This is a genomic window from Pseudonocardia yunnanensis, from assembly GCF_039534065.1.
Lineage (GTDB): Bacteria > Actinomycetota > Actinomycetes > Mycobacteriales > Pseudonocardiaceae > Pseudonocardia > Pseudonocardia yunnanensis.
Genome location: NZ_BAAAUS010000001.1, coordinates 167,726 through 188,275, shown reverse-complemented (window position 1 = coordinate 188,275; position 20,550 = coordinate 167,726). Strand labels below are relative to the sequence as shown.

General features: G+C 70.2%; 21 protein-coding genes. 9 read left to right on the top strand and 12 right to left on the bottom strand.

Annotated elements, in window-relative coordinates; all coding sequences use genetic code 11:
• Window positions 1-3: 3 nt before the first annotated feature.
• A complete protein-coding gene (locus tag ABD743_RS00930; RefSeq protein WP_344717754.1) occupies window positions 4-438 on the bottom strand; it encodes a phage tail protein in 435 nt (144 codons plus the stop codon).
• A gap of 17 nt (window positions 439-455) precedes the next feature.
• The gene (locus ABD743_RS00925) at window positions 456-743 is read right to left on the bottom strand and encodes a hypothetical protein (protein ID WP_344717752.1); all 288 of its coding nucleotides are present in this window, start codon (window positions 741-743) and stop codon (window positions 456-458) included.
• A gap of 106 nt (window positions 744-849) precedes the next feature.
• On the opposite strand from ABD743_RS00925, the gene ABD743_RS00920 reads away from it, so the two are divergent.
• From ABD743_RS00920 to ABD743_RS00900, 5 genes are all read left to right on the top strand, one after another.
• Complete coding sequence (locus tag ABD743_RS00920; RefSeq protein WP_344717749.1) at window positions 850-1,356, top strand: hypothetical protein; 507 nt, start codon at window positions 850-852, stop codon at window positions 1,354-1,356.
• 78 nt (window positions 1,357-1,434) lie between these two features.
• Window positions 1,435-1,884, top strand: a complete 450-nt coding sequence (locus tag ABD743_RS00915; protein WP_344717747.1) for a hypothetical protein — start codon at window positions 1,435-1,437, stop codon at window positions 1,882-1,884.
• Window positions 1,885-1,941: 57 nt separating this feature from the next.
• Window positions 1,942-2,700, top strand: a complete 759-nt coding sequence (locus ABD743_RS00910) for a hypothetical protein (protein ID WP_344717745.1) — start codon at window positions 1,942-1,944, stop codon at window positions 2,698-2,700.
• Window positions 2,701-2,808: 108 nt separating this feature from the next.
• A complete protein-coding gene (locus ABD743_RS00905; protein WP_344717743.1) occupies window positions 2,809-4,335 on the top strand; it encodes a hypothetical protein in 1,527 nt (508 codons plus the stop codon).
• Window positions 4,336-4,923: 588 nt separating this feature from the next.
• Entirely contained in the window at window positions 4,924-5,175 is a 252-nt protein-coding gene (locus ABD743_RS00900) for a hypothetical protein (protein WP_344717741.1), read from the top strand.
• A gap of 716 nt (window positions 5,176-5,891) precedes the next feature.
• On the opposite strand, the gene ABD743_RS00895 is transcribed toward ABD743_RS00900, so the two are convergent.
• The 4 genes from ABD743_RS00895 to ABD743_RS00880 all read right to left on the bottom strand — a co-directional run bounded on the left by ABD743_RS00895 (window position 5,892) and on the right by ABD743_RS00880 (window position 8,610).
• On the bottom strand, window positions 5,892-6,050 hold the full coding sequence (locus ABD743_RS00895) for a DUF6760 family protein (RefSeq protein ID WP_338104185.1): 159 nt from the start codon (window positions 6,048-6,050) through the stop codon (window positions 5,892-5,894).
• Window positions 6,047-6,460 (bottom strand): hypothetical protein, encoded by a 414-nt coding sequence (locus ABD743_RS00890; RefSeq protein WP_344717739.1) that lies wholly within the window; start codon window positions 6,458-6,460, stop codon window positions 6,047-6,049. Before ABD743_RS00890 ends, ABD743_RS00895 begins: the two co-directional genes overlap by 4 nt.
• 61 nt (window positions 6,461-6,521) lie before the next feature.
• Entirely contained in the window at window positions 6,522-6,971 is a 450-nt protein-coding gene (locus tag ABD743_RS00885; RefSeq protein WP_344717737.1) for a phage tail protein, read from the bottom strand.
• A gap of 61 nt (window positions 6,972-7,032) precedes the next feature.
• Window positions 7,033-8,610, bottom strand: a complete 1,578-nt coding sequence (locus ABD743_RS00880) for a phage tail sheath family protein (protein ID WP_344717735.1) — start codon at window positions 8,608-8,610, stop codon at window positions 7,033-7,035.
• A gap of 221 nt (window positions 8,611-8,831) precedes the next feature.
• Between ABD743_RS00880 and ABD743_RS00875 the strand changes: the two genes are divergently transcribed.
• Together ABD743_RS00875 and ABD743_RS00870 are read left to right on the top strand one after the other, a co-directional pair.
• Complete coding sequence (locus ABD743_RS00875) at window positions 8,832-10,343, top strand: hypothetical protein (protein WP_344717733.1); 1,512 nt, start codon at window positions 8,832-8,834, stop codon at window positions 10,341-10,343.
• A 36-nt stretch (window positions 10,344-10,379) separates the two neighbouring features.
• Window positions 10,380-10,997 (top strand): eCIS core domain-containing protein, encoded by a 618-nt coding sequence (locus ABD743_RS00870; RefSeq protein ID WP_344717731.1) that lies wholly within the window; start codon window positions 10,380-10,382, stop codon window positions 10,995-10,997.
• A gap of 39 nt (window positions 10,998-11,036) precedes the next feature.
• On the opposite strand, the gene ABD743_RS00865 is transcribed toward ABD743_RS00870, so the two are convergent.
• From ABD743_RS00865 to ABD743_RS00850, 4 genes are all read right to left on the bottom strand, one after another.
• Window positions 11,037-13,055: an AAA family ATPase gene (locus tag ABD743_RS00865; protein WP_344717729.1), complete on the bottom strand. Its 2,019-nt coding sequence runs from the start codon at window positions 13,053-13,055 to the stop codon at window positions 11,037-11,039.
• Entirely contained in the window at window positions 13,052-13,672 is a 621-nt protein-coding gene (locus ABD743_RS00860) for a Pvc16 family protein (RefSeq protein ID WP_344717727.1), read from the bottom strand. The genes ABD743_RS00865 and ABD743_RS00860 overlap by 4 nt, the downstream gene beginning before the upstream one ends.
• Window positions 13,673-13,733: 61 nt before the next feature.
• Window positions 13,734-14,273, bottom strand: a complete 540-nt coding sequence (locus tag ABD743_RS00855) for a helix-turn-helix transcriptional regulator (protein ID WP_344717725.1) — start codon at window positions 14,271-14,273, stop codon at window positions 13,734-13,736.
• 116 nt (window positions 14,274-14,389) lie between these two features.
• Entirely contained in the window at window positions 14,390-14,935 is a 546-nt protein-coding gene (locus ABD743_RS00850) for a hypothetical protein (RefSeq protein WP_344717722.1), read from the bottom strand.
• A gap of 438 nt (window positions 14,936-15,373) precedes the next feature.
• On the opposite strand from ABD743_RS00850, the gene ABD743_RS00845 reads away from it, so the two are divergent.
• The gene (locus ABD743_RS00845; protein ID WP_344717719.1) at window positions 15,374-17,875 is read left to right on the top strand and encodes a beta-glucosidase family protein; all 2,502 of its coding nucleotides are present in this window, start codon (window positions 15,374-15,376) and stop codon (window positions 17,873-17,875) included.
• On the opposite strand, the gene ABD743_RS00840 is transcribed toward ABD743_RS00845, so the two are convergent.
• Together ABD743_RS00840 and ABD743_RS00835 are read right to left on the bottom strand one after the other, a co-directional pair.
• Window positions 17,868-18,134, bottom strand: coding sequence for a PLD nuclease N-terminal domain-containing protein (locus ABD743_RS00840; RefSeq protein WP_344717717.1), 267 nt, complete (start codon window positions 18,132-18,134; stop codon window positions 17,868-17,870). The genes ABD743_RS00845 and ABD743_RS00840 overlap by 8 nt on opposite strands.
• On the bottom strand, window positions 18,131-19,297 hold the full coding sequence (locus ABD743_RS00835) for a VanZ family protein (protein WP_344717715.1): 1,167 nt from the start codon (window positions 19,295-19,297) through the stop codon (window positions 18,131-18,133). The genes ABD743_RS00840 and ABD743_RS00835 overlap by 4 nt, the downstream gene beginning before the upstream one ends.
• 288 nt (window positions 19,298-19,585) lie before the next feature.
• Here ABD743_RS00835 and ABD743_RS00830 point away from each other — a divergent pair, with 288 nt between their 5' ends.
• Entirely contained in the window at window positions 19,586-20,395 is an 810-nt protein-coding gene (locus ABD743_RS00830; RefSeq protein ID WP_344717713.1) for an IclR family transcriptional regulator domain-containing protein, read from the top strand.
• Window positions 20,396-20,550: the final 155 nt, after the last annotated feature.

Sequence of the window (20,550 nt, the reverse complement as noted above, 5' to 3'; positions counted from 1 at the left end):
GGGTCAGAACGGCCCGGTGAAGCCGTGGTAGGCGAGTTCCAGGGTCTCGGTCGCCACCCCGGGACTGGACGAGTCGAAGTGCGGCCCCTCCCAGCTCACGGGCGTGACCTGGTTGAGTCCCCACGAGCAGACCTCGGATCCGTCGGGGCGCAGCGCGGTGATCTCCGCGGTCGGCCTCAGGAATCCAACAGCCACCGAGGCCTCCATCCACTGGTTGGCCTTGTTCGAGTCCTCGTTGATCGGCCGTGACAACCGGATGTTGCTGTAGTTGAGGCGCGTGGAGAAATGCCAGGTGAAGGAGTTGTTTCCGCCTTCTTCGTGCTGTTCTGCCGGTGCCTGCACGGAGAACCCCTCGCACGTGTTGAACAGCCCGAGGTCCAGCCCGTCGATCGACAGTCGGTAGAAGACGGTCGAGCCCGGATCCTTAGGTGAAGCCATTCGTCCTTCTCCTGGTACTAGTGGTCACGCAACCGGCCGTTGCGTTCACGGTCCATCCGCAGCTCTGCCTTCAGCAGACGGGAGAGCGGGCCGATGAGCAGGCGAGCCAGCTCGTCCAACTCCTGGCGACTCGAGCCGGTGGACGGCAGAGCGCGACCCGTCGGAGCCGCGCCCGGTTGCCCCTGCTCGGTCGGGGGCGGTGGCGCTGTGCCCGGCAGAGCACGGCGCTGAACGGCCGCGTTCGAACTGCTCGTCGACGCGGTGGCGGGCAGTGCCGCCGAGCGGGTGGCCGGGAAACTCCCCACGGCGCTCCGCTGCACCGTGGCGGCCTCATCTCGTTTCCGGCTCGGGACCGGAACAGGCAGTGGGGCCGGGTAGGTCCGCGGTGTCAGGGCCACCGCTGCGGATGCTGTGGTCGAGGCTCCCGACGCCGGGGACCGCTGCACGGCGGCGGCGGGCGCCACACCGCCGGGCTCGGCAGTACCGGGCCCGGCGGCGCTCCCCTGGGGAGCGGTGGAACCGGGCAGCACGCCGGGCGGGAAGGGCAGGCCCGGCAGTGGGAGTCCGCCTGCCGCCGATCCCGTGAGCGGCGCGTCTGTGCCTGTGCCCGTGCTCGTGCCCGACGGCGTGGCTGATGGCCCTACGGCCGGAGTGGAACCGCCGTTGCTGGATCCGGTGGGGGTCGACGTGCCGCGGCGCCGGAGTTGCACCGCCGGCGGCGAGGCCTGTGGTGCGGGCGATGCCACGGTGCCCGGCGTCGGCCTCGATGCAGGGTCCGGAGCTGTGCTCATCGAGGGTTCGGCCAGGCCCAGCACCGAGATGCCACGCAGCGGAGCCAGCTCCGTCCGGGACGATGGCGCAGCCGGCGACGAGCCTTCGGGTATCTCGGAGGTGGCCGAGTTCTCCATCGCCCGTTGAATCGCGGTCGACGCTGACGGTCCCGTCGCCGCCGCCCCGAGGCGCGACATCGACGCTCCGCTCGCCGAGGTCAGCGGCGTGACAGCGCTCGAGGCGTGTCCCATCCCGTCGGACCGGGCCGACGAGGAGCGTGTCGCTCTGCTGCCCGATGCTGCTGATCGGACAGGGCGTGCCACGGCCGCGCTCGTGCTGCGTTGGACGGCCGTGCCGGCTGGCGTGCTCGATGACGACGTCGGGGTGTTTGCTGTGCTGCGTTGCACGGTGGAGGCGCCCGGTGTGGCGGGCGAGGCGGTAGTGGCGCCCGGTGTGGTGCGGCGCACGGTGGCGCCGCCGCCCGTGCCGGGTGCCACGGACGTGGATGCCGAGGCCGCGGTGGCAGTCGTGGCGGTTCCTGCGTCCTCACCGGGCGTCGCGACGGCGGATTGCCTGACGGTCCCGCCGAGAGCGGTGACCGGGAGGCCCGACGTGCCCGAGTCGGCCAGGCGTTGCACATTCGTGCCGGACGACGACGCGAGCGGAGCGCCCTGAGCGGACGCCGAGGTTCCGGGCTGTGGCACCTCGCGGTTGGCTCCCGGGGACTGCGGCGTGAGCGGTGTTGCGGAGGCGATCGGTCTGGTACCCGTCGTCGCCGCGCCGGCGGTGGGCGACGACGAGCGTGCGGTGCTGGACGGCCTGTTGGCATCCGCGGCACCCACCGCGGCCGGTCCCGCTGCGGATGGGCCCGCACCCGGTGCTGCCGAGCGGGTCGACGGCGGTGTCGTGGCTGTCGCAGGTGCGGCGGATGCGCGTTGGACAGCTGTCCCCGACCCGGACCCCGGCGACGCACCCGCGGACGTCGGGGCGGTCGATGGCGACGGTGGTGCGGTCCGTCGGCCCTCCGTGGTGCTGCTGGTTCCGGCGGGCGGGGCCGGCCGGGAGATGGCCGGCGGGGTAGGGGCCGACGACGTTGTTGCCGGCGGATTGGTAGCCGCCGGATTGGTAGCCGTCGGATTGGTAGCCGTCGGATTGGGGGGTGCTGGGGTAGTGGCCGCCCTGGTTGTGGCGGTCAGGGGTGGTGCCGCGGAGGTGAGGGGTCGGCGCTGCACCGCGGCGGGTCCACCCGACGGCGATATGGCCGACGTGCTGGTGGTCGATGTGCTGGTGGTCGATGTGGACGATCCGCCGGAGGAGGTCGACGTGCTCGACCTCGTCGATTCGCTCGACGCGCCGGACGTGCTCGACGTGCTGCCGGTGGTCGTGCTGCCGGACGTCGTCGGCCCGCCGGACGTGCTCGCCGGGGTCGACGAGCCTGCCGGGCGCGACGTTGCCGAGCTGCGGCTCGGCGTCGCGCTCGGCGTGGTGTGACCGTCAGGGGAGGTGGGCGGCTGCTGCGGCGAGTGACCGGGTGCCGCCGACCGGTCCGGCCGTGATGTGGTCGGGGTCGCGGCGCCGGCGCCCGTGCGTTGCACGGTGGTGCCGGTTGCAGGTCCCGGTGACCCGGTCGCCGGGGTCGAGGTCGCCGCGGGGGTGCCTGCGGGTGCGGCGGTCCGCCGGCCGTCGTGGGTGGTCCCGGTCGCGGATGACGGCGTGGTCGCTGGCGGGGTCGTGGTGGTCAGGGGTGGTGCCGCCGAGGTCAGGGGTCGGCGCTGCACCGCTGCCGGTTCGCCGGAAGGCGATGCGCTCGACGCAGTCGACGGGGTCGACGTCGCGGACGGGCCGGACGTGGCCGACGGGCTGGACGAGGCCGACCGGCTCGGCGCCGACGTACCCGATGAGGCCGACGTACCCGAGGTCGACGTGCCCGACGAGGTCGACGTGGACGGTGGGCTCGACGACGTCGCCGCGGCCGAAGGCGACCCCGGCCGGGACGCGGTCGACGGCGACGTGGCCGCCGGGGATGTGGTCGTCCGGGGTGTGGTCGACGTCGGCGAGCTCGTCGGGGACGGGCGGGTCGTACTGGGTGCGGCCGGGTCGGGCCGTGACGAGTCGCTCGGCGCGGCCGAACGGCTCGAGGGTCTCGAGGGTGACGTCGTGGGAGTCCCGACCGCGCGTTGCACGGTGGTGCCCGGCAAGGACGCGGGTGACTCCGCCGCAGCCCCGGACGCCGAGGTCGAGGTCGGGAAGGTCTGTCGCCCCTCGGTCGTGCTGCCGGATGCCGCGGGTGGGGTGGAGGCCGGCGGCGCGGTGGTCGACAGGGGTGGTGCCGCGGAGGTCAGGGGTCGGCGCTGCACCGTTGCGGGGTCGCCCGAGCGCGACGAGGTCGGTGCGCCGGACGGGGATGCGGCGGAGGCGGACGTGGCCGAGGGGGAGCTTGCGGATGTGGCCGATGCGCCGGATCCGGAGGTGCTGGATCCGGATGTGCTGGTGGATGTGGCTGATCGGGAGCCGGCCGGGGTGGTGCCGGTGGATGTGGCCGATGAGGATGCGCCAGATCCGGATGTGCCCGATGTGGTCGTAGCCGATCGGGAGCCGGTCGAGGGGGAGCTTGCGGATGTGGCCGATGGGGACGCGCCAGATCCGGATGTGCCCGATGTGGTCGTAGCCGATCGGGAGCCGGCCGGGGTGGTGCCGGTGGATGTGGCCGATGGGGACGCGCCAGATCCGGATGTGCCCGATGTGGTCGTAGCCGATCGGGAGCCGGTCGAGGGGGAGCTTGCGGATGTGGCCGATGGGGACGCGCCAGATCTGGATGTGCCCGATGTGGACGTAGCCGATCGGGAGGCAGCCGACGGGGAACTGGCAGATGCGGGCGACGTGGCAGCCCCGGACGTGCCCGATGGGGAGGCGGCCGGCGGAGAGCTCGGGGAGGCGGATGTGCCCGACCGAGATGTGGCCGACGGGGAGGCGACCGACCGGGAAATGACTGCCGGGAGCCGGGGGGCCGGCGGCGTGGTGTCCGACGGGGCGGCCGGCGACGCGGTCGGAGTTGTCGGGGATGTCGTGGTCCGGCGCGAGGCCGACGTGGGTGTGGTCGTCGACCCCTGGCTCGGTGTGGTCTGACCCGCGGGGGAGGTGAGCGGCCGGCCGGGAGCCGCCAACCGGGTCTCGGATGGCGCCGGAGACGCGAGGGAAATAGCGGCCTCGCGGTGCACGGTCGTCTCGGCCGTCCCTGGCGTCGGGGTCGCCGGGGTGCTGGCCGTCAGGGGAGGTGCCGCGGAGGTGAGGGGCCGGCGCTGCACCGCGACCGGGTCACCGGAGCTCGACCTGGGCGCGGACGTGCCACCGGGCCCTCGAGCGTCATCGGCCGGCGGGGGCACCTGGCTCGCAGCGGACGAGGCGGTACTGCTTGCCGGGCCCGGCGACCGGGGTTCCTTCGCCGTTGCCGTGGACGCCTCATGGACCGGTTGTGCTGCGGGCGCGCGCTGCACCGTGGACGAACCCGATGCGGTGGCGGGGGACGTCTGGCTTCCCCCGTCACTGGACGTTGTGCGCGGCCCGCGGCCTAGTTCGGTGGACGCCGGTGTCCGGGAGTTGGTGTCCGGCGGTGTGACGGGTACGGCGGGCACCTGTGACGCGCCGGCTGGGGAGCGGAACGTCTGCGTCGGAGGTGTCGGAGCCGAGGCCCCGGTGGCAGTGCGCTGCACGTGAGTGTCGGTCGGGGTGGGCGCCGGGCCGCCTGCTGCCGTCGACGAGATGGGCGGGCCGATCCGGGACCGGCGCCGGACCGTCCGGAGCGGCTGGGCGTCCGGATGGTTCTCGCTCCGCGATGCGGGCGGGGCAGGGGTCGGCGTCGCTTCCCCTCCTGGAGCCTCGGTCGTTCTGGTGAGCGGTGCGCCGAGCCCGATCGGTCGCCGTCCGGACGGGGTGGACGTGCGCTGGACCGTTGTGTCGCCGCTGTAGGACGGCTCCGAAGCGGTTGGGGTGACAGCTGCCGGTGTCGAGGACACGTCCGGCACGGGCTGGGAGGAGAGAACCCCGGGAGTGGCTCGTCGCTGCAGGACCGGAGCCTGTCCATCGATCGACGCGTGCGGCGGGGAGGGGGTGCTCGGCGTCGAGCGGCTCGGCTGATCCGGCGGCGAGTTCGCAGGACCACCGACCGGACGCGGTGGCGGGGTTGCCGCCGCCTCGGGGGAGGCCGCTGTCGGGTCCGAATGTGCAGGTCGGGGGGTCGGTGCAATCGCCGTCAGCCGTCGGACGGGGGCCAGGGGAGCGGCGGAGGTCATCCGACCCGGTGTCGTCGCGCGTTGCACCCTCACCACGGGGTGCTCGGGCTCCGGTGCCGGCTCGGCCGCCCGGGATTCGACCGGCAGCGGCGGCATGTCCAGATCGAGCGGTTGTGGCTGCCCGATCCGTGTGGAGAGCAAGCCGTGCATCACCCCGCCCGGCGCGTCCGCGCTCACGTTGTGACCAAGGTCGCCGCTGGTCATCCGCGGATCCGCGAAGGTCGCGGGACCCCTCACGCCGGAGTCGCTGACGCGCTGCGGAGCGGCCACGACCCGTTGGATGGGCCCGACGTTCTTCCATTCGGACGGGGGAGCGACCGGTGGCGCGGCCGGCGTCGCCGGCCGCGCCGAGGCCGGCCGTAGCCGACGGAAGCGTGGAAATAGGTTCATCGATTACTGGCTTTCCTCGATCCGGCGCACGAGAGCGCTCGCCTCGGCCACGTACCGACGGCGGTCGTGGTGCTCGAGATCCAAGACGTCCTCCAGGCGCCAGTGAAAGTAAAAGGCCAGGTACGCAATCTCCTCATGAATACGAGGAGTTGCGTACGTCACGATTCCCCCAGGCGGCTCCCACCGAGCTCCACGTCGAAGGGCTGTTCACAGTGCGGGCAGACCACTGATGCGCGCGTGTGGCCCTCCGCGTTGACCTGCCGGTAGAAGTCCTGCAGGAATGCCAGATCGGCGGCGAACATCTTCTCGACGATCTGGTCGTTCGCGGGCCCGAGTGTGCCCAGTTCGGTGATCACCCGCCCGAGAAGCACCACCGAGAGGTATGCCGGGTTCTCCTTGACCCGCATGTCCCGCAACGGCAGCAGCTCATCGCGAGCCGTGGCCAACCGCATCTTTCCTCGACGATGCAGGTTGCCCGACTCGTCGATGTAGCCCCGGGGCAGTTCGAACTCGAACTCGGTGCGCAGGGCCTCTCGCTGCGGCGGTGCATCGAGAGGCCCTGCCTCCGGCACCAGGGGTGAGGGCTCCAGCGCAGTAGGAGCAGAATGGATTCGCTGGCCGCCTCGACGCATATCAGCTGTTCTGGATGTTCATTGTTTCCCAGTTGATCTCGATGTCCTGGGTGAACGGTGACGTGCTGCCGGCTTCCCCGCCCGTGGTCGTGACGCTGCTGACCCAGGCGTTGGTCAGGTTGAACCGCATCTTTTCCGCCCCCGTGTAGTCGTTCACCACGAGGGAAACGTTCTTGCGGGCCGTGTCCATGTTGCCGGCCATTGCGTCGTCGACCCACTGGCTGAACTGGCTGGAATTGTCGTCGAGACCGCGCGTCACGGTCACTGTGCCGCCGTCCGGAGCGCCGGGCATCTTCTTGCGGAGCGGCTTCCCCTGCTGGTCGACCTGCTGGTACTCGACGACGCCCAGCGAGTACTTCATCTCCCCGATCTTGTTGATCGGCTCCTGGATGCCGTCGATGTCGACGGCGAACTGATGAGCAACATACGCGTCGCCCGGCTGGAGAGTCATGAGCGGCTCCTTGGAGATCTAACTGTGAGAACTGGGTGAGCGAGGGGTGATCGGGCTGCTCTCACTCGGTGAGCTCGCCGCCGCCCTCGGAGTACTGGGAGAGCCGGAAGACCACGAACTCGGCGGGCTTCACGGGCGCGACTCCGATTTCGCACACCACTCGGCCCTGGTCGACCGATTCGACGGGGTTGGTCTCCTCGTCGCACTTGACGTAGAACGCGTTCTGCGGCTGGTTGCCGAACAGCGCTCCGCTCCGCCACTCCTGGAGCAGGAACGCAGTGACGTTGCGCCGGATCCGCGCCCACAGCGATCGGTCGTTCGGCTCGAAGACGACCCACTGGGTGCCGTCGAGGATCGACTCCTCGAGGTAGTTGAAGTAGCGGCGCACGTTGAGGTAGCGCCAGGCCGGGTCCGAGGAGAGGGTGCGGGCACCCCAGACACGGACACCGCGGCCGGGGAAGACCCGGATGCAGTTGATGCCGACCGGGTTGAGCAGGCCCTGCTCACCACGGGTGATCTGCGTGCCGAGGTCGATGGCGCCGCGCACCACCTCGTTGGCCGGAGCCTTGTGGACGCCGCGCGTGGCGTCGGTGCGTGCCCACACACCCGCCATGTGACCGCTCGGCGGGACCAGCCTCGGCTGTCCGCTGGCCGGGTCGAACACCCTGATCCAGGGGTAGTAGAGCGCGGAGTGAGCGGAGTCGTAGGCGGCGGTCACCTGGCGCCAGTCGAGGATGTCCTTCGCCTTCATCGCCGGCGGCGGGTCGAGGATGGCCATCCGATCGCCCATCTGCTCGCAGTGCGAGATCATGGCGAGCTGGATGGCCTTGAGCCCGTCCATGTCCAGGGCGCCGCGCTCGTAGGCCGCCATCGCGTCGGGAACGGCCACCATGGTGATCTCGTCGATCTCCTCGAGCCCGCCCAGGCCGGTGCGGTCATCCGTGTCGCCCATGAAGTGACCGGAGTTGAACTTGACGGGAGCGTCCGCGTCGCCACCTCGGGTGGAGACGACTGTGGACGGGGAGCTGATGGTGACCGTCTGGTTGGCGGGCCGGCTCAGCTGCCCGGCCGGGATCGCCTCCTCCACGGTGACCAGCTTCGAGTTCTGCCGCACCTGGTTGACGACGTAGTTGCGGTTCCCCTTGCGCGCCGAGACGTCGAACGACTCGAGCGTGTTGTCGCCATCCTTGATGGTCAGCGTGAAGCGGTCCTCCGGGACGTCCCCGGCGCTGTCGGTGACCTCTGCCGTGAGCTGGCCTCCGCCATTGCGGGGCAGCGCGGCGATCCGGAACGGGCCGAGCGCGGCGGGCTCGGCCGCGGGCACAGCGGCTGCGGCGCGCGACCGGGGCTCGCTCCCGTTCTCCCCGTCGTCGGGTCCACTGCCGACGCGGACGACGTAACAGATCGAGCCGCCGTTGTTGAGGTACCCGTACACGGCGTGGGCGAGGTAGCAGCCCTCCGCGAACTCACCGAACTGGGCGACGTATGACGACCAGTTCGGGATCAGTACCGGCGTGTTGAGCGGGCCAGTGGGGGCAAAACCGACAAAGGCGGCCACCGACGTGCCCACACCCTGAATGGGGCGTGAGCCGCTGGGAACCTCCTCGACGTAGACGCCGGGCGACAGGTAAGTAGGCATACAGGAGATTCCCTCGTACCGGAGATGGGCTGACCGAACAGACTTTTATTCGAATCCTGGGCTGCCTGCTCACGGCAGTGAAGGTCCGCTCGACTCGGGGAACGGGCATCAGTCTGACCGATGGCTTGCCATGAGTACATGGCCGTTCGGGCGGAGAATCTGCCCTCGCCGTTGCCCTTTTGACCCAAGATCTGGCCCAGGGTGCTTCCTAGACTTGTTCAGTGAGTGTATGGACTTCCCTGGAGCCGACATCCGGCACTGTCGCTCCAGGAGCAGCCGCGGCGACGTTCACGCTTCGGGTGCGCAATGGCGGCGATACCGTGGAGGAGTACCAGCTCAGCCTGGTCGGGTCGTTGAATCGCTGGAGCCAGATCTCCCCGGAGAAGCTGCGGCTCTTCCCGGCCGACGAGGGCAGCGTGACCATCACGATCAAGGTGCCCCGTACTCCGGAGGCCCTCGCCGGCCCGACTCCTTTCGGTGTCCGGGTGGTGCCCCGTGAGCACCCTGAGCTGTCCGACGTCGCCGAAGGCACCATCACCGTCACGCCCTTCGGGGAACTGCGTGCCGAGATGAACCCCGTGACGGTACGCGGACGTCTCTCCGCGTTGCTGCGCTTCACCGTCAACAACCGGGGCAATGCGCCGCTCGAGATCCGGCTGGTCGGCAAGGATGACGAGGGAAAACTCGTCTTCGACGGGCGGGAGCCGTCGACGCAGGTGCCGGCCGGAGTTGTCGGCACACCGGTGCTGAGGATCCGTCCTCGTCGGCGACGGCTCACCGGGAAACCGCAGCGCTACCCGTTCGCGGTGACCGTGACGCCGCCCGAGACGGCGGTGGCGACCGGGGCGAAACCGGCATTGCTGCGGGGTACGTACATCCAGCAGGGGCTGGTGCCCAAATGGTTGTTGTTCCTCATCCCGCTGCTCCTGCTCGCCGGGCTCCTCGCAGGTCTGTTGTACCTGCCGTTTACGAACCTGCAGTCCCGGTTGTTCCCGGCGTTGAACCTCCCGTCCCTGCAGCTGCCGTCCGTGTCGGTACCTCAGCTGCCGGGCGGCGGTGTTCAGGCCACCTTCCAGCAGCAGCCCCCGCCCCCACCGCAGCAGCAACAACAGCAACAGCAGCAGCAACGAGGGCAGCAGCAACAACAAGGACAGCAGCAGCGAGGATCGGGGACCGGTCTGGGTGAGGGGACCAACGTGCTGATCACCCACTCCCAGCTGGGGCTGACGGTGCTCGGCAATCAGGGTGGTGGTCCGCCGCTGGCTGTGTCGAGCTCGCTGAACCCGCCGCAGCAGAACCAGAACCAGCAGAACCAGAACCAGCAGAATCAGGGCCAGAACAACCAGAACCAGATCAACCAGAACCAGAACCAGAACCAGAACCAACAGCAGCAACTGCAACAGCTGCGCCGCCTGCAGACATGGACCCTGGTTCGCCTTCAGGACGGCTCCATGGCGATCCTCCCGGCGGCGGCGAACAACTTCGTGCTCCAGCAGCCCAACAGCAACAACAACTCGCAGCTCAGCCTGCAGGACATCAGTGGTGGGCAACAGCTGTTGAAGAACCAGGCGTGGATCCTTCGTCCCGCAGGCAGCAACGACGTCGTGACCATCGTCAACTCGCAGACCGGGGCCTGTATGACCGATATGGGCAACGGACAGCCGGTACAGGCGTCGACCTGTCAGAGCCAGCTCGCCCCGGCACAGGAGTGGCAGCTCACTGCCGCGTCCTGACCAGGGGTCCGTCCGGACCGAGTAGGGAGAGTCCACATGCGTGCGGAAGCGAACGGTGCGGCGGAGCGCGAATCCCGTGACGCCGCCCGCGTCAGGTCCACGGCGCGTTCCCCGAGGGCGGAGCCGGGTGGAAACCTCGTCTCCTCCCGGATGCTCGCGCTGCAGCGGCTGGCGGGCAACGCGGCGGTCACACAGTGGCTCGCTGCCGGCGGGGCGCGCGACGACGAGGCCGGCGTGGCGGGGTCCGCGGCTGAGCACTCGGCGGAGCAGCAGCCGGTGCAGCGGTCGTCGGTGCGCGACGTGCTGGCCTCGCCGGGCCGTCCACTCGATCCGGGGGTGCGGGCCAACATGGAGTCCGCATTCGGGACGAGCTTCGGAGATGTCCGGCTGCTCAGCGACCGAGCCGCGCAGAAATCGGCGCGGGAGATGAGTTCGATCGCCTACACCTCGGGCAACAAGATCGTGTCGGCCGGAAAACTCGACGACCACACCCTTGCCCACGAGTTGGCCCATGTCGTCCAGCAACGACAGGGTCCGGTGGCCGGCACCGACAACGGCGACGGACTGCGGGTGAGCCACCCCGACGACCGGTTCGAGCGAGAGGCCGAAGCGACCGCACGGTCGATCATGTCCAATCGTCACCGGCACGGATGACGGCGATGCCGGGCGGGGAGCGCCTCGCCCGGCACTGGCTCACCAGACGACCCGGCCCATCTTCTGGTACTCGCGTTGGGCCCCGAGCAGCGCGTCGGCGTCGGAGATGGGCTCCCCGCGACCTGCGGCGATGTAGGCAGCCGTGACTGCAGCGCTGCGGATTCCACCGCCGGACAGCTCATACCGTGCCCCGAGTGCCTCCAGGTCCAGATCCGGCATGCACGGTGCGTGCGCCAGGCACTGACGCCACAGTTCCGTACGCAACGCCGCATCCGGGAACGGGAAGTCCACGACGAGGTCGAGTCGGCGCGTGAATGCTTCGTCGATGTTGGCCCGGAGGTTCGTGGTGAGCACGGCGACGCCGTCGAACGACTCCAGCCGCTGGAGGAGGAAGGCGCTCTCCAGGTTGGCGTAGCGGTCGTGGGAGTCCTTCACCTCCGAGCGTTTGCCGAAGATGGCGTCGGCCTCGTCGAACAGCAGCACCGAGTCGGTGCGGTCGGCCTCGGCGAAGATGCGTTCGAGGTTCTTCTCGGTCTCGCCGATGTACTTGTCGACCACAGAGGACAGATCCACCATGTAGAGCACGACGCCCAGCTCACCGGCCACCACCTCGGCCGACAGCGTCTTTCCGGTGCCCGAGTCGCCGGCGAAGAGGGCCGCCACGCCTCGCCCGCGCCCGCCGCCGGGACGCAGTCGCCAGTCGCGTAGCACCCGGTCGCGCTGTCTGGCCCGCAGCAGCAGTTCGTGCAACTGCTGCAGCGGCTCCTCGGGGAGCACCAGGTCCGTCCAGCCGACCTCGGGATTCACCTGACGGGCATGCTGGCTGAGCAACGGCGCCGACTGCTGGCGCGCGCCGTGCTGGATGTGGACGGTGCTCACCGGCGCGGTGTCGAGTGCCGCCAGTGCACGAGCGGACCGGACGGCCCGGCGCACATGGTCGCGGCCGAGGCGGAACGGCGCGACGGTGGCGGCGAGATCGGGCACGTCGGCGTCCTCGCCCAACTCGTCGGCCCAGTGCTGCACCGATGCCAGGTCACCGTGCGGGACATCGAGCGACAGCGCGACAGCGGCCGTCGCCCATTGTGGATCGAACGGCCTGGCGTCGACCAGAACCACCGGAACCCCGATGTCCTCCAGCGCGCGCAGTACGCGGTTCGGGTGTTCCGGCAGTGGGCTGATGACGAGCGCCGCACCCCGCAACCGGGCTTCCCGCACCAGAACCGGGATCACGTCGGAGGCCTGTGTGGCGTCCGTGGCGGGCGGCAGGTCGCAGCGCAGGACGGTGTGTCCGAAATGCTGCAGCGCGTCGACCGCCACGGCCGCGCCGGTGGCCGGCCGGCGTTCGCGGAGGTGCACGACGACCGGGGCCGCGGTGAGCAGCCGGCCCAGCCGGACTTCGAACGAGTCCGGCGCCGGTTCGAGCCCCGCCGCGGGCGGCGGTGGTTGGGTCACGGTGCTGAGCAGCCCTTCGTCCAGCACGTCGTCGCCGAGCAGGTGAGCGACGACCCGCTCGGGAACGCGAAGCGCCCGGCCGGGCAGTGGCCGCTCCCGGTCGTCTTCCACGGTCAGCAGGCCGCCCCGCACGAGCGGCGCGGCAGGGTGGACGCGGGCGCGCGCGAACCTGTGGTGCGGGCCCAGCCCGACGAGCTCCAGAGCAACGGAGACGGTTGCCCGGCGCCGCGAGACGTCGTCGTTGAGGAAGGCGTAGAGGGGCTCGAACCGACGGTCGACGTCCGGGGCGATCGCGGTCAGAAGGATGTGCAGGTCCAGCACGGACAGGGCGAACCGCGAGATCAGCGCACTCAACCGGTCTTCAGGCGCGTCAGTCGGTTCCATGGCGGCGTCGTACCCGTCGTCGTGGTCGCCGTCCGCGACCTCGCTGCCGGGTGGGGGCCGGTGCGCCCACTGCAGCGCAACCTCCGGGGAGAGGTACAGCCCGCGTAGCGGGTCGTTGGTGGCGGCCTCGCCCGCGCTGCGCTGCCGGACGAGACCCGTGGCCCGGGCGTGCAGCAGGTCCACTCGATGCAACAGCGGGACGGCCGGGTCGGCGGTGGTCATGGCGTGTGATCTCGATAGCTGCGGGTAGCCGAATCGACGATCGCGCCGGTGGGTTCGCGCACCTCGATGGTCTCTTCGACAATCGGCGGTCCGACCCGGTACTCGGGAGAGGCGGTGAACGGTGCGACCACGACGACGTCGAGCGAGGGTTTCAGCTCGCCCCCGAGGGCGGACCACAGGTCGGCGAGCGAGCGCGACTCGGGGGGCGGCACCGCGACCGTCATCGGAATCGACAGGTTGAGCTCCCTCAGCGCTCCGGTCAGGTCCTCGGGCGGGAGGATCTCGTGTTGCAGCAGCAGGATGAGCAGTGCCGACAGCAGGCGATGCTCGTCCTCCGGCCGCGTCGTCCACGCCGTGACGAGGTAGGAGAGCCGGAACCAGCGTGGCGGCTGCCGCCTGCCCACGACCCGGCCCTCCTCGTTGCGGACCGGGACCGGGCCCCGCTCGCGTCGGCCGACCTCCTCGCGAATGTCGTAGAGGTAGACGTTCACGGTCGGTGAGTTCCGCCGGGCCGCCCAGTTCCTGGTCGGCGCTGCGAACTCGATGTCGGTGATCACGCCCGGCAGGGCACGCGTTCCGATCAGGGACCGGAGCGCGCCGTCGATCTCGTGGATCACTGCCCGGTCTCCTGAAGCGTGTCAGGTGCTCGTAGTCGTGACGTCTCGGTGGCGTGGTGCATCAGATGTAGCCCTCGCGGAGGGCATAGGCCACGGCGTGTGCCCGGTTGCGCAACTGCAGACGGGACATCACGCCGTAGAGAACGTTCTTGATGGTGCGCTCCGAGTAGGCGAGCTTCTCCGCGATCTGGTGGGTGTCCAGGCCATCGGCGACGAGCCTGAGCACGTCGACCTCTCGTGGTGCCAGACCCACCGGCGGTGCCGTCGACGGCGAGTGGGGCGCGGTCCGCTGCGATCGTCCGACATGGGCGATCAGCTGTCCGAGCAGATCGGGAGGCAGCTTGGAGTCGCCACGCGCGGCCGAGCGGACCGCTCCGATCAGCCGGCTCTGGGTGGCCTCGGCGCGCCACACGATGGTGCGCACCCCGCACTCCAACACGGCCATCAGCTCTGGTTCCCGCAATTGATCGGTGACCAGCACCACGCGTCGGCCTGATTCCCGGGTCAGTCGGCGCAGTTCGACGACGGCGGGTTCGTCGACCCGGTGGGTCAGCACGAGGGCCACTGAGTCGCCGTTGGGCGGGGTCGACGGATCGACCACTTCCAAAGCGGGCTGATGCCGGAGATGGCTGACTGCGCCGGCTTGTGCCAATGGATCGGCGGAATGCACGGTCACCGTGATGTGAGGGGCCATGTTTTTTCCCGATGCCTACTGTTTCAGCTACCGGCCTTCGAGCCGTTGGGGGCGGCAGCGAACCAGGTGCCGCCCACTCCCTGTCCTGTCGCCTGGCCGGGAACCTGGTCCTGGCTGTAGCGGTAGAGCGGCCATCCGCCGAGGGTCACCTGCTGTGTGCCATCCGGGCGCTGAATGGCGCCGAGTGCATTGGCGTTCAGATTCCGGAAGCTGATCGTGTTCTTCGTCAGTACCGGGGGCCAGGTAACAGCGCACTGACCCGAGCAATTCGACCTGGACGGGTTGGCGGTGTCCTTGTCGAATCGGTAGAGCGTGAAACCCTGGCCGTCGACCACCACGTTGCCCAGGCTGCCGTTCTGGCCCACCTGGAGCGTCGTGGGCCAGTAGCCCCCCTCTGAGCTGCGCTGTCCGAGCGATGTCGAACCCTGGGAAGTGCCCCCGGACGTGTCCGAGCCCTGGCCGGACTGGATCGGTGCGGGAGCCTGCGCCACGGGCGGAGCCGGTGCCAATGCCGGCGCCGCCGGCGTGGTCTGGATCAGGCCACAGGACGTCAGCGCAACGGCACTCAACGTGACCAATCCCAGTTTGATGCGCAGGCTTGTGTGCACTCGACTTGCCTTTCGGACGGATTCGGTGAGGTCGGCTGGATGGGATGGTCGACGGTTGTCCGGGCCGGTGTGTGGCACCAACAGTTAACGTGCCCGTTAACATGAATTCGGTTTTCGTCGGATTTTCGAAACGACTGCACGAGTGTTGGCGAAGGGGGAGCGTAGGCAAGGTGTGACAACTCGTCAAGGATAACACCTTGCTTCTCCCGCTTGATTTGATTTCGTTCGCGACGAAGATCCGTTGCGTACGTTGGATCCGAAAAGCCCGGACCCCCGTCATTGGTGTCCTTCGGGGATACCGCCCGGCGCAACACGGCGCGACAACTGAACCGTCGGAGAGCGTAGTACGTGTAGGTACCCTTCCTGACGGTCTCGATGCCGAGCAGGACGGAGCACTACATGGCGGCCGATTCCACCGTCCCACCACAACGGAAGCTCGTCGACGAGATGCGGCGTCTTGTGGCCGCGCTCGCGATCGAGGACCGTGTGCGGCTGCTGACCGGCGCCACCGCGTGGACCCTGCACGAGCTGCCGTCGATCGGACTGCGCAGCCTGGCGGTCTCCGACGGCCCCATCGGGGTGCGAGGAACCGGCGACTCGCTGCCGTCGGCGCAGATGCCCGCCCCCAGCGCCATGGCCGCCACGTGGGACGAGGAGGTGCTCGGGGCGCTAGGAGTGCTGATGGCGAGTGAGGCGCGGCGCAAGCAGGTGGATGTCGTGCTCGCCCCGGTGGTGAACCTCCAGCGCACACCGGTGGGAGGCCGCCATTTCGAGTGTTTCTCCGAGGACCCGCTGCTCACCGGTCTCATGGCCGTCGCCTTCGTGCGGGCCGTCCAGGCCGCAGGCGTCGGCGCCTGCGTGAAGCACTACCTCGGCAACGAGTCGGAGACCGACCGCACCTCCTACATCGCGCGGATCGACCGGCGCACGATGCGGGAGGTCTACCTCGCCCCCTTCGAGCGGGTGGTGCTCGACGCGGGGGTCTGGACCGTGATGGCCGCCTACAACGGTCTCGACGACGGCACCGAGTCGGGTCCCGCAACGGAACATCACGGCCTGCTCACCTCGATCCTCAAGCAGGAGTGGGGCTTCGAGGGGCTGGTGATGAGCGACTGGCAGGCGACGAAGACGACCGAGGAGTCGGCGCTCGCCGGGCTGGACCTCGTCATGCCCGGACCGGGCGGGCCCTGGGGTGAGGCCCTGCTCGCCGCCGTGCGGTCCGGCCGCGTGCCCGAGTCCGTTGTGGACGACAAGGTCGCCCGGGTGCTCGCGGTGGCACAGCGGGCAGGTGCGCTCTCCGGGCGTCCTGGTCAGATCGAGCCCTACCGCGTTCCCGGCGGTCTCCCGGAGCCGGACGCCCCCGAGGTGCGCGGGCTGCTGCGGTCCGTGGCCGCCCGGTCCACCGTCGTCCTGCGCAACGAGGACGCGCTGCTCCCGGTCGTGGCCGAAGGGCTCCGCACGATCGCCCTGATCGGCGACAACGCGCTCGATCCGTTCGTACAGGGCGGCGGTAGCGCGCACGTCGTCGCGCCGCACCAGCCCGACCTGCCGGCAGCGCTGCGCGAGGCGTTCCCCACGGCGGAGGTCACCGCGCATCCCGGGGGAGCGACCCGGCGCCACCTCCCCCTCGCGCTGCACGACGTGGTGCCCGGCGGCTTCACCGTGCGGGCACTGGACGCCGCAGGTGGGGTGCTGGAGGAACGCCACCACGACGCACCGTGGGACGGCTGGCTGCGCGCGTTGCCGACCGGCACGGCGGAGGTCACCGTCGGCGCCGATCTACGGCTGGCGGAACCGGGACGCCACGTCGTCGAACTCTGCGTCGTCGGGGCCCACCGCGCGTCCGTCGGCCAGGCCCTTGTCAGCGCGAGCGATCACCGCGCGGGCAGCGAGGTCGTGCTCGACGGTTCCGCGGGCCACCCGGCCGGGACAAGCCACCCCGTGGACGTGGCCTCCCCGGCCACGGTGCCGGTGACCGCGACACTGCAGGTGGTCGACGCCGCGGGCTTCGGCCGGTTCGCCCGGCTCGAGGTGCGGCACCGGGCTCCGTCGACGGCTCCGACCGGTGACGAGCTGACGGCCGCAGTGCAGGCAGCGCGGGCCGCTGACCTGGCGGTCGTCGTGGTGGGGACCAATCCGGAGGTCGAGTCCGAGGGTTGGGACCGGCGCGACCTCGCGCTCCCGGGAGCACAGGACGAGTTCGTCCGCCGGGTCGCGGCCGCCAACCCGCGCACTGTCGTCGTGGTGAACGCGGGAGCCCCGGTGCTCTTGCCGTGGCTGGACGAGGTGCCGGCCGTGCTGTGGTGGTGGCTGCCCGGACAGGAGGGCGCCGGTGCTCTGGCCGACGTGCTCGCCGGCGCCGTCGAGCCCGGCGGCCGGCTCCCGTGGACCCTGCCCGCGAGCGCCGAGGACGTTCCGGTGCCCGACGCCGTGCCGGTCGACGGCGTCGTGCGCTACGCGGAGGGGACGGACGTCGGGCACCGGGCGTGGGACCGGCTGGGGCGGAGCCCGGCTCGTGAGTTCGGCTTCGGCCTCGGATACGGCGCTTGGGAGTACGGCGAAATGACGGCCGGAGCGTGGTCGGACAGCGCCGGTGTGATCGTCACCGTCGAGATCGCCAACGTCGCGGACCGGCCGTCCCGCGAGGTCGTCCAGGTGTATCTGGAGCCCCCGGCGGCCGATCCGCGGCGGCCAGTGCGGTGGCTGGGCGGGTTCACCGGAGCCGAGGTGGCTCCCGGCGAGCGGGCATCGGTGCAGGTCGCCGTGCCGCCGCGGGCGTTCCAAGTCTGGGACGAGGACGGGCCCGGCTGGCGCACGCCGGCCGGCCGCTACCGGTTGCGTGCCGGGCGCTCCAGCCGGGACCTACGCGCGACGACCGTCGTCGACGTACCGCTTACGTGAAGGCGTGCTGTTTGCGCCCGACGAGGAACCACAGCACCGGGCCCAGGAACGGCGCGCAGAAGGCGAAGATGATCCAGACCAGTTTCATCCCGCCGCTCTGGCGGCTCCCCAGGATGCTGACGAGCGCGGCGAGGAAGAAGATGACGTACGCGAGCATGGCGATCACCAGCACGGCGGCGACCACAGGTCCCCAGATCTGCTGGTGGTCCTGAACGGCGGCGGCGGTGGCTGCAGCGGTGATCGTGTTGTAGATGGTCATCGGAACATCTCCTTCTCGGTGGACGTGAACACGGCCGGGGTTTCGGCCGCAGCTTGGGTGCGTGAGTCGACGACGAGCAGTCCGGACGCCAGCCCGGACAGACCGCGATGTGAGCGGCTGCGCCAGGCGACCAGGAGGCAGGCCACGAGCAGGAAGCCGGACAAGGTGCTCGCGGCGGGCGCGATGGCGCCGAGTCCGGACAGGAGGAAGTAGCCGAAGCCGCCGCACAGCAGCGCGGGAACGACCTGCCTGCCCGGTCGGCTACCGTCCGCGCGGATCCGGCGCAGCCGTACCGCGCGCTGGCCCAGCGTGGCGCCGCCCTCACCGAACGACGGAACGGCCAGCAGGAGCACGGCCGGCAGCCACGCCCTGAGGGCGGAGTTCACGATCGGGCCCCACGGCTGCTCGTCCACCTGGACGTCGAAGCCGTACTCGGCCACCACGGTCAGGGCGGTGACGAGGGATGCGCCCAGCAGGAAGACCGAGACGGCATCCACCAGCATGCCCAGCAGGCGGCGCCGGGTCGTGACCGGACGGGCGACATCGGCCGCCGCGATGGCGTCCGGCCTGTGCAGCAGGCCCAGGAGCGGGGCGAACAGAAGGCCGGACGCCGTCCCGAGGGTGTTGGCGAGCAGGTCGTCCACATCGAACAGCCGGTAGGGGCACGGGACCAGGAACCAGTTCCCGGTGAGCTGGGTGCACTCGATCAGCAGCGACACCCCGAACCCGGTCAGCACGACAGCGGCAGCGCGGTGGCGCACCAGGCGATGCGGGAGGTAATGGCGGAGGTAGGCGCCGAGCGGAACGAACAGCGCCACGTTGAACAGCACCTGCTGCACTGCCGGGTTCGCGACGAGCCCGCCCACGCCCGGTGCCCGCTGCTCCTTCGCGATGTCGCCGAGGAAGCGCAGCGGATCCCACTGCGGATCGGCCGACGCCGGGTGCGCGACACACCAGGCGTCGTCGATCTGAGGGACGGGAAAGAGCGTGTAGGCGACGAGCGCGAGCCCGTAGACGAGGAAGGCCAGGGCAAGGAGTGCCGCGCCGATGCCCAGTTCGCCCCGCCGTCGGTAGCTGCGGAAGACGAAGGGCACGAGCAGGACGACGGCGAGCAGTACGCCACCGAACACTGCCAGCAATCCGGGCAGCAGCCTGGAGGACATCGGTACCTTCAACCTCGCTTCACCGCTCTGAACAGGCCGGATGCCTGTTCGTCGTGATCAGTCTGGTGGCGGGGGAGCCGGCTCGGATCGGCCCAACGGCCTGTCGCGACGGCGACGGCTAGTACTTCCGGCTGATCATGGGCCCGTCGTGCCGGCTCCGGGCTCTTCAAGATCATTTTCTCGGACGCTCGTCCGTCAGTCGGACGTTCGTGTCTCCGAAGCGGCGCATGTCCACCTGCCGAAGGCGGTTACCCTGGCGCGACGCCACGTCGAGCTGGGGGTCACGCCATGGCGCGGACCGGCACCGGACCGGACTTCATCGAGGCGCTGGCCCGTGGGCTCGACGTGATCGCCGCGTTCCGGCCGGGGCGACCCGCGATGTCGCTCACGGAGGTCGCCACGGCCACGGGGCTGGCCCGGCCGACTGCTCGGCGCATCCTGCTGACGCTGGAAGAGCTGGGTTATGTCCGCATCCGGCATGCCGGCTTCGAGCTGACTCCGCGTGTGCTGGAGCTCGGCGTCGCGTACGTCCGTTCCCTCGGCTTGTGGCAGACCGCCCGGCCGCACATGGAACGGCTGGTGGCGGGCACGAACGAGTCGTGCTCGATCGCGCAGCTCGACGGCTCGGACATCGTGTACGTGGCGCGGGTGGCGGTGCCGAAGATCGTGGCGTTGTCGGTGCAGATCGGCACGAGGTTCCCGGCGCTGCCGACCTCGCTCGGCAAGGTCCTGCTCGCGGCCCTGCCCGTCGACGAGCTGGATCGGGTCCTTGCGGAGCCCACGCGATCCGGGCTGGTGGCGCGCTGGCAGCCAGACCGGGCGGAGCGGGATGCGGAGCTTCGCGAGGTGCGCGCCCGCGGATGGGCGCTCACCGACGAACAGCTCGCCCCCGGCATCAGGTCGGTCGCCGCCCCGCTGCGGGACGGCTCGGGCACGGTCGTTGCCAGCATCAACGTCAACACTCAAGCGGCGGAGACGTCGGTGGATCGCCTGCTCGATGCGCATCTGCCGCTCCTGCTGCGGGCCGCGGCGGACATCAGCGCCGACTACGCGCACCTCTCGAGTGCCCCGCAGAAGGTTCCGTCGGCCGCCTCCTGAAGGCCACCCCGATCGGATCCCGGCACCCGTCGATCCGGATTTGTCACGGTTTGACCGTTTCCGGCGAGTAGTCAGCGATCCTTGACATTGGTTCGAGCCGTCGGGCATCGTCCGGATCGTGTCCGCGAGGCGGACAAGTGTCCACTGAAAAGCCC